We start from the raw sequence: 14652 nt of genomic DNA, 5'->3' as shown, positions 1-14652 counted from the left end.
TTATTACCAATGAATACATAAGATAAAAATCACAATACGGCGCCCAATCCCCAGAATACCGCCTCATAAAAGGCTACAAAATCTAAACCCAAACGCCCGCAACAGCGGGCGTTTCAATTCCATAAACAAATAGAATGTTTATATTTGAAAGAAAACAAAAAAGCACGGCATACCTGTGCGGTATATACGTTACTTCTATACTATTTTATATATTCACATTTTAGCCACAAGTTGAATGAACAAACTAATTGAAAAACCACATCTGATTTTCTTACTTACGATTCCAATAATAATGCTGATTGGAATTTTGAGCAGAGATTCAGTATTGGACATTAATGTTCACGACACCTATTACATAATTGCTTACCTGCATTTAGCAATTCTGATTTCAATATTTTTTGGAATAATCGGAATTGGATATTGGATTATGCTAAAAGCGGACAGAAAACTGTCAAAATGGTTGAATTGGACTCACATTGGACTGACTTTTGGCGGAACTTTAGTTGTATGGATTTTGACCAAATTTTATCGGACTGAAATTATGGAATATGAATTCAACTATAATCTGACATTAATGATCACTCTGATTATTTTGCTTATGATTGTGGGACAATTGATTTTTCCGATTAACATCATTTACGGACTGATAAAAAAGAAAAATAAAACCAGTGGCTAACACTGGCTATAAGTAATTGCTTGTTCTCAACAAATCAATAAAATATTATTCAAAGTCACATCAGTTAGAAAATAATATTAGCAAAACTACATTATATAACAAAACCACAAAAATCAATAAGAGTATCTAACTAAATGTCTAATTTAAAAACCAAAAAGTATGATTAAAAAAACAATGAAAATGATGGCAGTAATGTTTGCTGCATCAATGCTATTAACCTCTTGTTATTCCTACACCAGCGTTGTGGGGTCAGGAGCGCAAGGAAACAACAAGACCACAGAATGGAACCATTACATAATCTATGGCTTGGCACCCGTTGGTGTTTCAGACTCTAAACAAATGGCTGGCGGCGCAGAAAATTACACCGTCCACACAAGACAATCGTTTGTTAATGGGTTGATTTCGGCAATAACCTTTGGCATCTATACGCCAACAACCACAACCGTAACAAAGTAAATTAATAAGCAAAGAGAGTTTGTCAACGTAGATAAACTCTCTTTTTTTATAACTTTTATGAAGAAGATAATATTCTACATCGCTATTGCAGTTGCAATAATACTTCTAGTAAACATAATTGAAATCCTAGTAACAGATTTGGATAGATTAACCAATTACGGTTACGGATATTTAGCTGGAAAGTTTTTGTTGTTCGTAGTTTTCATCGCTATTGCCCTTGTAACCAGAAAGCCAAAAAAGGCAAGCAACAAATAAAATTTTTTAAGTGCATTCAAAGCAATTGTTTTCTTACACATACCGTTGAAAAACCGCCAGACTGGTAGATTACTGTTCAGTTCCACAATCAATTTTATCATCCCTTTCTGATAAAAAATTGCATCAAATTAATCTATGGTGTAAATTTGCACCAAAACTTTATTATGGCAAGGCAGAGCATAACATTCACAGACCCAAATGACGCTTGGTTAAATGATCAAGTAAACACGAAAGAGTACGCAAGTAAAAGTGAACTCGTGAATGACTTGGTTAGACAGGCCAGAAAACAACAAGCACAAATTGATTGGTTGAAAATAAAACTAGAAAAAGCCGAAAATAAAGGTTTCACCACTGAAACGAGAGAACAGATTTTAGCTCAATCAAAGTCTTCATTTAATGGCTAATTATACAATAAGTATTGAAGCAAAAGAAGATCTCATACGCATACACCATTTTGGTATCGCCAAATTCGGAATGACACAGGCAGATAAATATTTCAATTCTTTTTTTGAATATTTTGAAATAATTGCGAAAAGGCCATATTCTTTTGAAGCGGTTGATTATATCAGAAAAGGGTACCGACGTTGCGTTTGCGGGTCAGATAGTATCTACTACAGAATAAACGGAGATATGGTTGAAATAATGGCCATAATTGGTAGGCAAGATTTAAATAATATTCTTTAATTACTTTAAATCGTCAAATAAAAAGTAAATTTAAAAGAAACATTATCCGCAAACTCCGGCAGATTATAGTAACCATAGCGGTACGCAAAGCTCAATCCAAACCCAAAAAGTATTTTATTCAGCTCCAGCCCGCTCTCATTGTACAGTTGGTTTAGGGTGCTAAACGGTATCCCCAGATGTCGCTCGCGGTTCTTCATATCGCCCAGTGCGTGCCGGGTAATCAGCACCATTTCAGGCTTCCACTTTTCCGTAAGCTTAAACCGGCGCAAACTATGCTTCACCTGCAATGTGGTAAGCCTATCAGAAAAAAATTCCCCAAAATACATCGTCTCAAAACTCTGCACCCCCGCAACCGAAAAGCGTTGCAGCACTTCATCCTTTGTAGGTTGGTTAGGGTAGGAGTGAAACAAATGCGTAAGCGGAAGGTCTCCCGTGGCAAGGGAACCCTCCAGTAAAATATTGGTGGATGAAAGATCGGTTCGTTTTATATAGTAATCCAGTTTCAATCCAAATTTGGTATAGTTGAAATCACTGCCCGCCACATCCTTAAAACCCTGTGTAATCTGCGCACTTATTTTTGGGAAACCATCAAAATATTCCTTCGTGCCATCCTCGTTAGTGAAAAAATTCGTCTTCGGGCTTATTCTGAAGGAAACCGTAGCTTCCGCAAGTTGGTAATTATCATAAGCAAAGCCATCATCCAAGAAAAAATAATTTTCAATATTATCAACATTGCTATGCTCCACCCGCACTTCCGATAGGATTTTGGGCGTAAGCTCGCTCTGTATATTGGCATACCATTTTCGATACTTATAAAACTGGATAATATTTACCAAACGTGGCTCAAATACGGAATATACGCGCGCATCCGTCAAATAATCAAAAGTCCCAATCTCTTTGATGTCATCTGCGTAATATAAATTGATCCACGCCTTTTTCTCCTTATTTACCCGCACTGCGCCGCCCAAACTATATTTTGCAGCCCTATCCTTAAATCCGTACGCAAAATAACCGCCCAATCTGTATTCCTCAAAAAGCTTGTCGTTTGTGAGTCCGCCAATTCCCAAGCGGATTCCTTCATAGTTATTGTATTTAATAAGGGTTTTAAGATCCACATCAAAAAACCCGATAGGATAATACCCACTGGAAAGCGGATGTTCCTTTTTCTCTTCTATACTTGAGAGGCTGTCTTTTTTTGTAGTTTCAATTGCGGGCTGCTGTGCAATGGAAGTAAAAGCAAAGAAGAAAAAACAAATGACTAATAGGTTGCGCATAAATGTGTTGGGAAGATTACTACGGATTTAAAAGTAAAAAGAAAGCGACTCAATTGCCGCTTTATTGTATTTAGTTTAACGAATGATGGGTTACACCGTCATTATTTCCTTTTCTTTCTTTGCGAAAATCTCATCAATTTTCTTAATGTGTAAATCTGTCATTTCTTGAATATCGGCCTCTAGATTTTTCTTTAGGTCTTCAGAAATTTCAAGGTTTTTCAATTCATTATTGGCATTTTTCCGGTCATTACGGATTCCAATTTTGGATTCCTCCGCGGCTGCCTTGGCTTGTTTTGCCAAATCCCTGCGACGCTCCTCGGTCAATGGTGGTACGCTTATAATCACACTCTCACCGTTGTTCATAGGGTTAAAGCCAATATTCGCCTGGTGGATGCCTTTTTCAATCTCGGGAATCATTCCTTTTTCCCACGGCTGTATGCTTATGGTCATCCCATCTGGAGTAGTGACATTCGCCACTTGGCTAAGAGGTGTCTGGCTGCCGTAATAATCAACCATAACACTACCCACCATCGAGGGTGAAGCCTTTCCGGCGCGAATGTTTACTAATTCTTTTTCAAGGTGCTTAAGCGCTTTTGCCATAGCTTCCTTGGCTTCGTCCATTATTAATTCTATTTCGTCTTCCATAACATGCCCGCGTATGCGGATATCTTTTGATTAAACTTTCTTTATAAATTTACAATTGTTCCTATCTTCTCACCAGAAACTACCTTCAATAGATTTCCTTTGGTGTTCATATCAAAAACAATGATTGGTAATTCGTTTTCTTGGCTTAATGTGAAGGCGGTGGTGTCCATCACCTTTAACCCTTTTCTGATAACATCTTCAAAACTGATAAAATCAAATTTTGTTGCCTGCTTGTCCTTTTCGGGGTCGCTTGTGTAGATGCCATCAACACGTGTTCCTTTTAAAATTACATCTGCTCCTATCTCAATAGCGCGAAGTACTGCGGCAGAATCTGTGGTGAAATATGGATTTCCCGTACCGCCACCAAAAATTACCACGCGTCCTTTTTCCAAATGCCGGATGGCTTTTCTTCGTATAAATGGCTCGGCCACTTCGTTAATGTTTATGGCACTTTGCAAACGGGTGGGCACGTCTTCGTTTTCCAGCGCGCTTTGTAGGGCAAGTCCATTGATTACCGTTGCAAGCATACCCATATGGTCACCCTGCACGCGGTCCATCCCACTACTGGCGCCAGAAAGTCCGCGGAAGATGTTGCCTCCGCCTATAACGATGGCCACTTGTACGCCATTAGCTGTAAGCGATTTTATTTCTGAAGCGTATTCCTGAAGGCGAACGGGGTCTATTCCGTATTGTCTTTCGCCCATCAAGGCTTCACCGGAAAGTTTTAAAAGAATTCTTTCGTATTGCATAGTTTGGGTTTGCTGTGGCAAAAGTAAAGAAAATTATTGATGAACGTTTTGCAAAATTATAATTGCAATCCATCACCAAAAAAAATTAAATGGAAAATTGATGACATCTGCAATGGCCTTTCGATGTAGAAATATATAATCCTTAATAGATTTAATATGAAACCGAAATTACTCTTTTTATCATTATGCTGTGCTTTTTCAGCGTGGGCACAAACACCGGAAGCCAGTTTTCATCCCGTATCTTTTGAAAAAACCGAATGCATTTCAGCTTCACAACGTGCGGAAGTTCGTCAACAAATTGAAAGAAACAAATTAGAAATTGAAAAGACACGTCCCAATGCGTTTCAGCACAAAGGAAATCACCCTTTATTTATTTTTCCTATACAGCCCAAAGTTGGCTTTAGTGGCTATGGATATTATTCGGTAAATAATTATGTGGACCACAACCCAACACCCAACGGAAATTTATTAGATTTTGAATGTGGCAATCGTACTTATGATTGGAGCAATGGCAACCACGAAGGTACAGATTACGTGCTCTGGCCTTACCCCTGGAAACGGATGCAGGAAGATTTGATGGAAATTGTTGCGGCTGCGCCAGGTACTATTGTTGACAAGCGCGATGGAAATTTTGACCTTAATTGTTTAAATAATGGTAATCCCAACTGGAATGGAATCATAGTGGAGCACGCAGACGGTTCGCAAGCGTGGTATTGGCATTTTAAGGATGGCGGGATTACCTCAAAAAATGTAGGTGAAACAGTTGCTGCTGGAGAATTCTTGGGAATTGCCGGAAGTTCGGGAAGTAGTGTGGTGCCGCATCTTCATTTTGAAATTTATGATGCCTCCGGAAATTTGATAGATCCGTACCAAGGGCCTTGCAATACTATGAATAGTGATAGTTGGTGGGCTGCCCAGCCAGATTATTTTGTTCCGGCGATCAATCATCTTTCTACTCACAGCACACAAGCGTTTGATGACACCTGCGGGGTGGTTGAAAACACCTACGAAGAATTGAATTTTGAACCGGGCGATGAGCTGGTTTTCAGAATTTTTTATAGGGATTTACAAACGGATGCCGAAACACATATCATTTTCAGAAAACCGGATGGAACTATTCAGTATGACTGGGTTTTTGCTTCGCCGTGGCAATTTTATCCCCAAGCCTACGCACAGTGGAATTTTGAGGTGGACGCCACCTGGCCAGATGGTGTTTATAACGTTGAGGTTGAATTTGGTGGAAATTCATACGAAACTATTTTTGGAGTAAATACCAATCTTGGGACAGCAGACGTGATAGTCAATGAGGTGTCCATTCATCCCAATCCCACTTCAGATAAAGTAAACATCACGTCAACTTCGCAAATGGATAAAATCAGGGTGTATGATGTTATGGGAAGAATTGTTTTGGAAACTTTTCCGAATGGATTAAATATAGAATTGGATCTTTCGCGATTAAATAGTGGAATGTACTTGGCAATTATTTCTTCCGAAGGGAAACAAACCGTGAAGAAAATTATTAAGGAATAGAAAAAATAAAGAAATTCTTAATTGTTTTTGAAAAAAAAAAGAGGCTGAAATAATTCAGCCTCTTTTCATTTTTATAAAGCTTATGATGAAAACTTACGCCAAAGAAACTCTTTTGAAGCCAACAACCTCAACGTCGCCGTACGTTTTCACGTAATCCCCAACGCTCTTTTTGTCGTCTTTAATAAAGTTTTGGTCAAGCAGCGCTTTTTCGTGATCCATAGTGGTGTTGTCACTGATGAAACGCTCGATTTTTCCAGGTAGAATTTTGTCCCATATTTGCTCAGGCTTGCCTTCTGCTTTCAATTCTGCTTTTGCGTCTGCTTCGGCTTGAGCCAAAACTTCTGGAGTCAATTGCGCTCTTGAAATGTATTTAGGAACATTTTTAAGGGTTTTGCCCAGACGTCCCAATTCTATGTTTTCTTTCTCGATAACGGCGATTCTCGCTTCAGTTTCAGAAGCAATGAAATCTGCATCAAAATCTTTGTAAGAAAGCGTGCTAGCTCCCATAGATGCTACTTGCATGGATACATCTTTTGCCAATTCATCAGCATTGTCAACTTTTTTGGAAAGTCCAGTCAACGCGGCAATTTTGTTACCGTGAACATATGAACCTACAAAGGGAGCTTCCAAAATCTCGTAGCCACCTATTTCAATTTTCTCACCAATTACACCAGTTTGCTCGGTCAATTTTTCAGAAACTGTGATTCCGTCAAATTTTGAATTCAAAAATTCTTCTTTTGAAGAAGTATTCAAAGCGATCTCGGCCATTTTATTTGCCATTTCTACGAATGAATCATTTTTGGCAACGAAATCTGTTTCGCAATTCAATGAAATAGCAACACCTTTTGTATTGTCGCTGTTAACTTTAGCGGTAGCAACTCCTTCACTAGAGTCACGGTCTGCTCTTTTTTCAGCAATTTTTTGGCCTTTTTTTCTAAGGATTGAAATTGCTTCTTCCATATTTCCGTCTGCCTCTACCAATGCCTTTTTACAGTCCATCATCCCGGCTCCGGTGGTTTGTCTTAGTTTATTTACTTCTGCGGCTGTGATATTTGCCATTTTTATAATTTTTTGAGTTTAATATTAAAAAAAGTCGTTCAATTTATTTCACTAAAGAAAAGAACTAAACGACTTTTAAATTTTAAGTTAAGGTTATTATTCTTCTTCGTTTAGAACTTCTTTTTTAGACTTTTGGCGAACCGGTTGTTTTGCCTCGCGCATTGCCTCTACATCTTCTTCATCTGTTGAAGGAACTTCAGCTTTTGCTTTTTTGCCGTCTTTTTTAGGGGCTTTTGCTTTTTTTGCCATTCCTTCTTCGTCATCATCTTCTTCGTCCTTACCGGATTTTCTTTCAGAAAGGCCTTCGATAATTGCTTCAGAAACAAAGCTCATAATGCTTTCAATAGATTTTGAAGCATCATCGTTACTTGGTATTACATAATCAATAACGCGTGGGTCGCTATTGGTATCTACCATTGCGAATACTGGGATGTTCAATTTTAATGCCTCAGCTACCGCAATATGCTCGCGAGTGGTATCTACCACGAAAAGTGCTGCGGGAAGACGGCTCATATCTGAAATGGAACCTAAGTTTTTTTCCAATTTTGCACGAAGACGATCTACCGCCAGACGTTCCTTTTTGGAAAGTGTGTTGAAAGTACCGTCTTGCTTCATTCTATCGATTGAAGACATTTTTTTAACGGCTTTACGGATAGTCACAAAGTTGGTAAGCATACCGCCCGGCCATCTTTCAGTGATGTAAGGCATGTTTGCGTTTTTTGCTTTTTCAGCAACAATATCCTTTGCTTGTTTCTTGGTGGCTACAAAAAGAACTTTGCGTCCACTGGCTGCGATTTTTTTAAGAGCCTCATTGGCCTCATTTATTTTTGCAGCGGTTTTATAAAGGTTGATAATGTGGATCCCGTTGCGCTCCATGTAAATGTAGGGCGCCATATTTGGGTTCCATTTGCGGGTAAGGTGGCCAAAGTGCACACCAGCTTCAAGTAAGTCTTTTACTTCTACTTTTTTTGCCATTTTGTTTTAGTTTACGTTCTGTGAAAGGATAGCAACCTCTTCTATATTGAATATGGTTTAGATGCTAAACTAACACCCGAATTTTTCGGGTTAACAGCTTTTTTAATTAATTATGAATATGAACTTTTCAACTGTAATTGGGCATCCCCAAAGAGATACCCAATCTATTTGATTAATATTAACGTTTAGAGAACTGGAATTTCTTACGTGCTTTTTTCTGTCCGAATTTCTTGCGCTCTACCATTCTTGGGTCTCTTGTAAGCAAACCTTCTGGTTTCAAGATTCCACGGTTTTCGTCATTTACCTCGCACATTGCGCGGGAAATAGCAAGACGGATAGCCTCAGCTTGTCCAGTAATACCACCACCAAATACGTTTACCCTTATATCGTATGAATCTTCGTTATTGGTAAGTGTTAATGCTTGTTTTACTTTATACTGTAAAGTTCCTGTTGGAAAATAGTTTTCCAGTTCACGCTTGTTGATGGTAATGTTGCCTTTTCCTTCGGTAAGGTAAACACGTGCAACAGCGGTCTTTCTTCTGCCTATTTTGTGGATAGTTGCCATTATTTACTGTTGTTAAGGTTAAAAGTTCTAGGTTTTTGTGCTTCCTGTCCGTGGTTTGCATCTGCATACACTTTGAGGTTTCTGAACATTTCTGCTCCCAATTTGTTTTTTGGAAGCATCCCTTTCACAGCTTTTTCGATAAGCCTTGCAGGATCTTTTTTGTACATCTCGGTAGCGGTAAGGCTACGTTGCCCGCCTGGGTAGCCAGTGTGGCGAATGTACGTTTTGTCATTCCATTTATTTCCGGTAAGATTAACTTTACCGGCGTTGATAATAATAACGTTATCACCGCAATCTACGTGTGGGGTGAAACTTGGCTTGTGCTTTCCGCGAAGCAAAATTGCAACTTCGCTGGCAAGACGACCCAATGCCTGGCCGTCCGCATCAACCAACAACCATTCTTTTGTAACGGTATTTTTGTTGGCAGATACTGTTTTGTAACTTAATGTATCCATTAGTTTTTTGTCAATAGGTTAATAAATCATTGTTTTCTCACCCTAAGACAAAACGGATTTTGCCTAAGAGGGGTGCAAATGTAATGTTATTTATTTGAAAAGCAAGGTGTGCGGAATATATTTTGTTGTGAAAAAGATATATAACCGCTGCGCTGAAAGATTTAAGACAAAACACAAAAATTAATTCTGAATTAAGAATTAAAATTTATTCTTTCACAAACTTTTTCAAAGCCACATTCTTCCCAGAATACAATTGCACATAATAAACGCCCGGAGCCAAATTTGAAACGTCTACGGTGGGAGAAATGGTGTCAACATCCAATTGCAAAACTTTGCTGCCCGTCATAGTATAAATGTTTATTTGGTCTATGGTTTTATCTTTGGTGTTTAGTTGCAGGGTGTGTTTTGTAGGGTTGGGGGAGAGAGTTATTGAGGATGTGAAGGAGTTTTCTTCTAAGCCTAATGTTTGGGAGTGTTTTATAATCCAGAAATCAAACTCTCCTCTTGAATTTTCGGTTTTGTCTCCGGAAATGTTAGAGCTTGAATATCCGCCAACTATATAACTTCTATCATTTGTTTGTATTGCACGTGCACGAAGGTCGGCACCTTCGCCCCCCACTGTATTTTGCCATTCAATAATGCCTACACTGTTAAGTTTAAGAAACCAGTAATCTGAACTTCCTTGAGAATTCTCTGTCTTATCTCCCGAAATATTGGAGGATGAATACCCGCAAACCAAATAACCTCCGTCTAAACACTGAATAATAGAATCTGGCTGTTCGGGTTCTGAGCCTCCAATGGTATTTTCCCAGACAACATTGCCGTCTTCATCTAATTTTACAACCCAATAATCAAAAGAACCTTGTGAGTTTTCAGACTTGTCACCAAATGCATCTGAATCTGAAGCTCCAGCCATAATATAGCCACCATCAGTAGTCGGGCTAATCTTTGGAAACAAATCAGACTTGTCTCCTCCAATAACTTTACTCCAAATTTGATTGCCAAAAGAATCTATTTTTAATGCCCAGAATCCATCATGAAGTGGTGTAATTCCAAATATGGTAGCGCTTAATATAAACCCTCCATCAGGTGTTTTTTCCAATCCAGTAAGAGTCACATCATCATACCCATATGACTTCTGCCATAAAATATCTCCGGTTGCATCTAACTTTACAAGCCAAATATCACGAAAACCATTTTTATAAACCGATCTGTCCCCTGATATAGACGAAGTAGAATAACCGGCTATCAAAAAACTTCCCTCATCAGTTTCAACAATCTTACTAATTATATCAATGCCATTACCCCCTATGGTATTTTGCCACTGAATATTTCCTGAATTATCAAGTTTTATTATCCAATAATCGTAATCACCTTGGCAATTTTCAGTTTTATCACCAGAAATATTAGAATTGGAATGTCCTCCCAAAATAAATCCTCCATCGGTTGTTTGCTTCACAGAGAATAATCTCTCATCTGCACTGCCCCCTAAAGTTTTTTGCCACATTATATTTCCATAAGAATCTAACCTTAGAACCCAATAATCATTTTCGCCTCGAGAATTTTCATTCTTTTCGCCAGAAATGTTTGAGTCAGACTCCCCAGCAACAAAAAAACCACCATCGTTTGTTTCAATTATTGACCATAGTTTATCACTGCCACTTCCACCAAAAGTCCGCTGCCAAAGGATGTTTGGATCTTGGGCTTGAGCTGTCAATAATGATAAAAAAATGACAAAAATTGTAAATATTTGTTTCATAACTATAATTTAAGTCCTTTAAAAATTTTTGGGCGCAAAATACAAGTTTTTTATTTTAGACAAAACATTCTCAATACTAAACATAAATTTTACTGTTATAAAAATTCTATATTTAGCTAATAAATTCTAAAACTATGAAACGACTACTTTTAATAATTTTTGCTGCAGGAATGATGGCTTCCTGCTCATCAGATGATGATTCATCTTCTGAAAATTCCATCGTAGGAACGTGGATTCTTACTGAGGCAAATCTTGCCATACCTGTAGACATTAACCAAGACGGGACGCAAAATAGAGATGTGCTGGATGAATTTCCTTGCTTTGAAGGATCTGTCAATTTTGAAGTAAATGAAACATATACCCGGAGAATAAGTACTGTAATTCCGGTAAATGAAGGTTTGGATTGCGGCCCGGCTACTACGAATTCAGGAACATACGAACTCAATGGAGACCAATTAACAATTACTGAAAGTAGTGGAGAAACAACAACGGCAACGGTAGATTTAAATGGAAACACCCTAAGCGGAAATTTCGAATTTCAGACCTATGGAAATGTGGAGCTGGTTTTCCAAAAGAACTAAAATCCTCCAAAACAGAGGGCATTTTTAATAAAATGCCCTCTGTTTTTACTGCTAACTGCAACTGATCCCGATAGCTATCGGGACTGAAAACTAGATCAATGCGCTTCTAGCCAATTTTCTCCCACACCCAAATCCACATCTAGCGGAACGCTAAGTTTATGGGCGTTTTCCATTTCGTACTTAACCATGGTCTTTAAATTTTCAAGCTCCGGTTTATATGCGTCGAAAACCAATTCATCATGAACCTGAAGCAACATTTTGCTTTTATAATTTTCAGCTTCCAACTTATTGTGAATATTGATCATCGCAAGCTTTATGATGTCCGCCGCACTCCCTTGAATGGGTGCATTTACGGCATTTCGTTCCGCGGCGCCGCGCACTACTTGGTTGCTCCCGTTAATGTCTTTTAAATATCTTCTTCGGCCCATAACAGTTTCCACATAACCGTTTTCACGCGCAAATTGTACTTGTTCACTTATAAAATTTCGAAGCTTTGGGTAGGTTTTATAATAGGTGTCAATCAGATCCTTCGCCTCGCCGCGGGAAAGATCGGTTTGGTTACTTAGCCCGAAAGCCGAAACTCCATAAATAATCCCGAAATTAACTGTTTTTGCATTGCTTCGTTGCTCGCGCGTTACTTCAGTTATGGGAACATTAAAAACTTTGGAAGCCGTAGAGGCGTGAATATCCTCTCCGTTTTTAAAAGCTTCAATCATGGTGGCTTCCTCGCTTAGCGCAGCAATAATGCGCAACTCTATCTGACTATAATCCGCCGCCAACAAAACGTAATCCTCATTTCGCGGAATGAAAGCTTTCCGAACTTCACGTCCACGTTCGGTACGGATTGGAATGTTTTGTAGGTTGGGGTTGTTGCTGCTCAAGCGGCCAGTTGCGGCCACGGTCTGCATATAATCCGTATGTACGCGGCCTGTCGATTTTTCAACCTGCCCAGGAAGTGCATCCACATACGTGCTTTTCAGTTTGGTGAGGCCTCGGTATTCCAACACATCGGCAATAATTTTATGGTCTTTGGCCAAATAGGAAAGCACATCTTCGGCAGTGGAATACTGCCCTGTTTTCGTCTTTTTCGGTTTTTCTATGAGTTTCAATTTTCCGAAAAGAATATCGCCCAATTGTTTCGGGGAAGCAATATTGAATTCTTCTCCTGCCTCTTCATAAATATGTTTTTCAAGTTGAAGAATATCCTTATCCAATTCCGAAGAAAGTTTTTTCAGAAATTCCTCGTCCAGATTGATGCCTTCCAGTTCCATATCTGCCAACACCCGAAGGAGCGGCACTTCAATATCATCAAAAAGTTTTTGCGTATTGGCTTCGCCGAGTTCTTTTTCAAAATGTTCCTTTAATTGAAATGTTACATCGGCATCCTCAACGGCGTACTCGGTTTGTTTTTCAACCTCAACGTCCCGCATATTCAATTGGTTTTTTCCTTTTTTGCCAATCAATTCTGTTATGGAAACTGGAGTGTAGTTTAAATATGTTTCGCTCAAAACGTCCATATTATGGCGCATATCTGGATTAATGAGATAATGCGCGAGCATCGTATCAAACAATTTTCCTTTGACTGAAATATCATATTTTGCCAACACCTTAATATCATACTTCAGATTTTGACCAATTTTCTGAATAGTTTCATCTTCAAAAAATGGCCGCAATTCTTCCAAAATCTTTTGTGCTTCCTCTTTGTTTTCGCTGAAAGGGATGTAAAAACCTTTTCCTTTTTCCCAAGAAAATGCAATCCCTACCACCTCAGCTTCCAGCGGATTTAAACTTGTGGTCTCGGTGTCAAAACATACACTTTTCTGTTTCAATAAATTCTGAAGAAAAAGCTTAGTGCCCATTCCCGGCTGTACCGTTTGGTAAAAATGTTCCGTATTTTCAATAGTTGCGCGGGAGTTGTAATTTTTGATTTCATCTGAAGCATTTTCATTCCCGCCAAAAAGCAAAAATTGGCCGCTTCCAGCCGAAGACGCGGTCGCTTTTTTCGCACTTTCGGAATTTGAAATCTGCGTAACCCTTTCTGAAGCGCCCTCTTCTGAAAATAATTTGAGAAATTGATCCTTCATTCTTCGAAACTCCAATTCCTCAAAAATCTGCTGCACTTTTTCGCCATCAGGCATCGAGAGCTCATAATCCTCTTCGTTAAATTCAACGTCGCAGGTAGTGCAAATGGTAGCCAATTTTTTTGAAAGAAGACCCAATTCGGCATTTTCCTCAACTTTTTCCTTCATCTTACCTTTCAGCTTATCGGTGTTCGCCAACAGATTTTCCATGGTTCCGAATTCAGCAATAAATTTTTTCGCTGTTTTCTCGCCAACGCCGGGCAGACCGGGAATATTATCACTAGCGTCGCCCATCATCCCTAAATAATCAATCACCTGTTCGGGACGCTCAACGCCAAAACGCTTCTGCACCTCCGGGATTCCCCATATTTCAATGGCATTTCCCATTCGCGCGGGGCGATACATAAAAATATTTTCAGAAACCAATTGCCCAAAATCCTTATCCGGCGTGACCATAAAAACCTGATAGCCTTGTTTTTCAGCTTGTTGCGCAAGCGTTCCAATGATGTCATCTGCCTCAAGACCCGAAAGTTCAACGCAGGGAATGTGCATGGCTTTCAAAATTTCCTGAATGATAGGTATGGATTGGCTGATTGCATCTGGAGTTTCGTCGCGATTGGCTTTATAGTCCGCAAAAAGTTCCGTACGCTCGGCGCTCCCATCCTTGTCAAAGCACACCGCCAAATGGTCGGGCCGTTCACGACGGATTACATCAAAAAGCGAATTGAGAAATCCCATAATTGCCGAGGTATCCTGCCCTTTGCTATTAATTGTTGGGTTTTTTATAAGTGCATAATACCCACGAAAAATAAGGGCGTAGGCATCGAGAAGGAAAAGACGTTTTTGGGTGGACATAGTTTTATTTTGACGAATTTCAAAACTACAAAACTTCTGCCGTGGGGCGAAAT

16 protein-coding genes are annotated in these 14652 nt (G+C 39.1%); 7 read left to right on the top strand and 9 right to left on the bottom strand.

The window, feature by feature from the left end; translation table 11 throughout:
• The first annotated feature begins 235 nt into the window (after positions 1-235).
• From KIV10_RS06315 to KIV10_RS06295, 5 genes are all read left to right on the top strand, one after another.
• Positions 236-676 carry a cbb3-type cytochrome c oxidase subunit I gene (locus KIV10_RS06315; RefSeq protein WP_214112634.1) on the top strand — a complete coding sequence of 147 codons (441 nt, stop codon included), beginning with the start codon at positions 236-238 and terminating at the stop codon, positions 674-676.
• Between the two features lie 159 nt (positions 677-835).
• The gene (locus KIV10_RS06310) at positions 836-1132 is read left to right on the top strand and encodes a Bor family protein (protein ID WP_246516211.1); all 297 of its coding nucleotides are present in this window, start codon (positions 836-838) and stop codon (positions 1130-1132) included.
• A 57-nt stretch (positions 1133-1189) separates the two neighbouring features.
• Positions 1190-1387, top strand: coding sequence for a hypothetical protein (locus KIV10_RS06305; protein WP_214112633.1), 198 nt, complete (start codon positions 1190-1192; stop codon positions 1385-1387).
• A 164-nt stretch (positions 1388-1551) separates the two neighbouring features.
• The gene (locus KIV10_RS06300) at positions 1552-1791 is read left to right on the top strand and encodes a ribbon-helix-helix domain-containing protein (RefSeq protein ID WP_214112632.1); all 240 of its coding nucleotides are present in this window, start codon (positions 1552-1554) and stop codon (positions 1789-1791) included.
• Complete coding sequence (locus KIV10_RS06295) at positions 1784-2071, top strand: type II toxin-antitoxin system RelE/ParE family toxin (RefSeq protein WP_214112631.1); 288 nt, start codon at positions 1784-1786, stop codon at positions 2069-2071. Before KIV10_RS06300 ends, KIV10_RS06295 begins: the two co-directional genes overlap by 8 nt.
• 5 nt (positions 2072-2076) lie before the next feature.
• Here the strand turns inward: KIV10_RS06295 and KIV10_RS06290 are convergent, their stop codons facing one another.
• The 3 genes from KIV10_RS06290 to pyrH form a co-directional block, all read right to left on the bottom strand.
• Complete coding sequence (locus tag KIV10_RS06290) at positions 2077-3345, bottom strand: DUF5686 family protein (protein ID WP_214112630.1); 1269 nt, start codon at positions 3343-3345, stop codon at positions 2077-2079.
• 90 nt (positions 3346-3435) lie between these two features.
• Positions 3436-3990, bottom strand: coding sequence for a ribosome recycling factor (frr, locus tag KIV10_RS06285; protein ID WP_214112629.1), 555 nt, complete (start codon positions 3988-3990; stop codon positions 3436-3438).
• Positions 3991-4031: 41 nt separating this feature from the next.
• Positions 4032-4739 carry a UMP kinase gene (gene pyrH / locus KIV10_RS06280; RefSeq protein ID WP_214112628.1) on the bottom strand — a complete coding sequence of 236 codons (708 nt, stop codon included), beginning with the start codon at positions 4737-4739 and terminating at the stop codon, positions 4032-4034.
• Between the two features lie 156 nt (positions 4740-4895).
• Here pyrH and KIV10_RS06275 point away from each other — a divergent pair, with 156 nt between their 5' ends.
• Positions 4896-6269: a T9SS type A sorting domain-containing protein gene (locus KIV10_RS06275; RefSeq protein WP_214112627.1), complete on the top strand. Its 1374-nt coding sequence runs from the start codon at positions 4896-4898 to the stop codon at positions 6267-6269.
• Between the two features lie 93 nt (positions 6270-6362).
• Here the strand turns inward: KIV10_RS06275 and tsf are convergent, their stop codons facing one another.
• The 5 genes from tsf to KIV10_RS06250 all read right to left on the bottom strand — a co-directional run bounded on the left by tsf (position 6363) and on the right by KIV10_RS06250 (position 11082).
• Positions 6363-7328, bottom strand: a complete 966-nt coding sequence (gene tsf / locus KIV10_RS06270; protein ID WP_214112626.1) for a translation elongation factor Ts — start codon at positions 7326-7328, stop codon at positions 6363-6365.
• Between the two features lie 96 nt (positions 7329-7424).
• On the bottom strand, positions 7425-8303 hold the full coding sequence (gene rpsB, locus KIV10_RS06265) for a 30S ribosomal protein S2 (protein WP_214112625.1): 879 nt from the start codon (positions 8301-8303) through the stop codon (positions 7425-7427).
• Between the two features lie 178 nt (positions 8304-8481).
• The gene (rpsI, locus tag KIV10_RS06260; protein ID WP_214112624.1) at positions 8482-8868 is read right to left on the bottom strand and encodes a 30S ribosomal protein S9; all 387 of its coding nucleotides are present in this window, start codon (positions 8866-8868) and stop codon (positions 8482-8484) included.
• Positions 8868-9323 carry a 50S ribosomal protein L13 gene (gene rplM, locus KIV10_RS06255; RefSeq protein ID WP_214112623.1) on the bottom strand — a complete coding sequence of 152 codons (456 nt, stop codon included), beginning with the start codon at positions 9321-9323 and terminating at the stop codon, positions 8868-8870. Before rplM ends, rpsI begins: the two co-directional genes overlap by 1 nt.
• A 205-nt stretch (positions 9324-9528) precedes the next feature.
• On the bottom strand, positions 9529-11082 hold the full coding sequence (locus KIV10_RS06250; RefSeq protein WP_214112622.1) for a T9SS type A sorting domain-containing protein: 1554 nt from the start codon (positions 11080-11082) through the stop codon (positions 9529-9531).
• Between the two features lie 134 nt (positions 11083-11216).
• Between KIV10_RS06250 and KIV10_RS06245 the strand changes: the two genes are divergently transcribed.
• A complete protein-coding gene (locus KIV10_RS06245) occupies positions 11217-11663 on the top strand; it encodes a lipocalin-like domain-containing protein (protein WP_214112621.1) in 447 nt (148 codons plus the stop codon).
• A gap of 95 nt (positions 11664-11758) precedes the next feature.
• Here the strand turns inward: KIV10_RS06245 and polA are convergent, their stop codons facing one another.
• Positions 11759-14599 (bottom strand): DNA polymerase I, encoded by a 2841-nt coding sequence (gene polA, locus KIV10_RS06240; RefSeq protein WP_214112620.1) that lies wholly within the window; start codon positions 14597-14599, stop codon positions 11759-11761.
• Positions 14600-14652 lie beyond the last annotated feature (53 nt).

The organism is Aequorivita echinoideorum (assembly GCF_018476645.1).
GTDB classification, from domain to species: Bacteria; Bacteroidota; Bacteroidia; order Flavobacteriales; family Flavobacteriaceae; genus Aequorivita; species Aequorivita echinoideorum.
This window is presented reverse-complemented; position numbering and strand designations above follow the sequence as displayed.

Bases quoted from the DNA above. Each gene is read 5' to 3' on its own strand.
- KIV10_RS06315 (WP_214112634.1), top strand. From the start codon at position 236: ATGAACAAACTAATTGAAAAACCACATCTGATTTTCTTACTTACGATT.
- KIV10_RS06300 (WP_214112632.1), top strand. From the start codon at position 1,552: ATGGCAAGGCAGAGCATAACATTCACAGACCCAAATGACGCTTGGTTA.
- KIV10_RS06295 (WP_214112631.1), top strand. From the start codon at position 1,784: ATGGCTAATTATACAATAAGTATTGAAGCAAAAGAAGATCTCATACGC.
- KIV10_RS06290 (WP_214112630.1), bottom strand. From the start codon at position 3,345: ATGCGCAACCTATTAGTCATTTGTTTTTTCTTCTTTGCTTTTACTTCC.
- rplM (WP_214112623.1), bottom strand. From the start codon at position 9,323: ATGGATACATTAAGTTACAAAACAGTATCTGCCAACAAAAATACCGTT.
- KIV10_RS06305 (WP_214112633.1), top strand. From the start codon at position 1,190: ATGAAGAAGATAATATTCTACATCGCTATTGCAGTTGCAATAATACTT.
- KIV10_RS06245 (WP_214112621.1), top strand. From the start codon at position 11,217: ATGAAACGACTACTTTTAATAATTTTTGCTGCAGGAATGATGGCTTCC.
- frr (WP_214112629.1), bottom strand. From the start codon at position 3,990: ATGGAAGACGAAATAGAATTAATAATGGACGAAGCCAAGGAAGCTATG.
- KIV10_RS06310 (WP_246516211.1), top strand. From the start codon at position 836: ATGATTAAAAAAACAATGAAAATGATGGCAGTAATGTTTGCTGCATCA.
- polA (WP_214112620.1), bottom strand. From the start codon at position 14,599: ATGTCCACCCAAAAACGTCTTTTCCTTCTCGATGCCTACGCCCTTATT.
- tsf (WP_214112626.1), bottom strand. From the start codon at position 7,328: ATGGCAAATATCACAGCCGCAGAAGTAAATAAACTAAGACAAACCACC.
- rpsB (WP_214112625.1), bottom strand. From the start codon at position 8,303: ATGGCAAAAAAAGTAGAAGTAAAAGACTTACTTGAAGCTGGTGTGCAC.
- KIV10_RS06275 (WP_214112627.1), top strand. From the start codon at position 4,896: ATGAAACCGAAATTACTCTTTTTATCATTATGCTGTGCTTTTTCAGCG.
- rpsI (WP_214112624.1), bottom strand. From the start codon at position 8,868: ATGGCAACTATCCACAAAATAGGCAGAAGAAAGACCGCTGTTGCACGT.
- pyrH (WP_214112628.1), bottom strand. From the start codon at position 4,739: ATGCAATACGAAAGAATTCTTTTAAAACTTTCCGGTGAAGCCTTGATG.
- KIV10_RS06250 (WP_214112622.1), bottom strand. From the start codon at position 11,082: ATGAAACAAATATTTACAATTTTTGTCATTTTTTTATCATTATTGACA.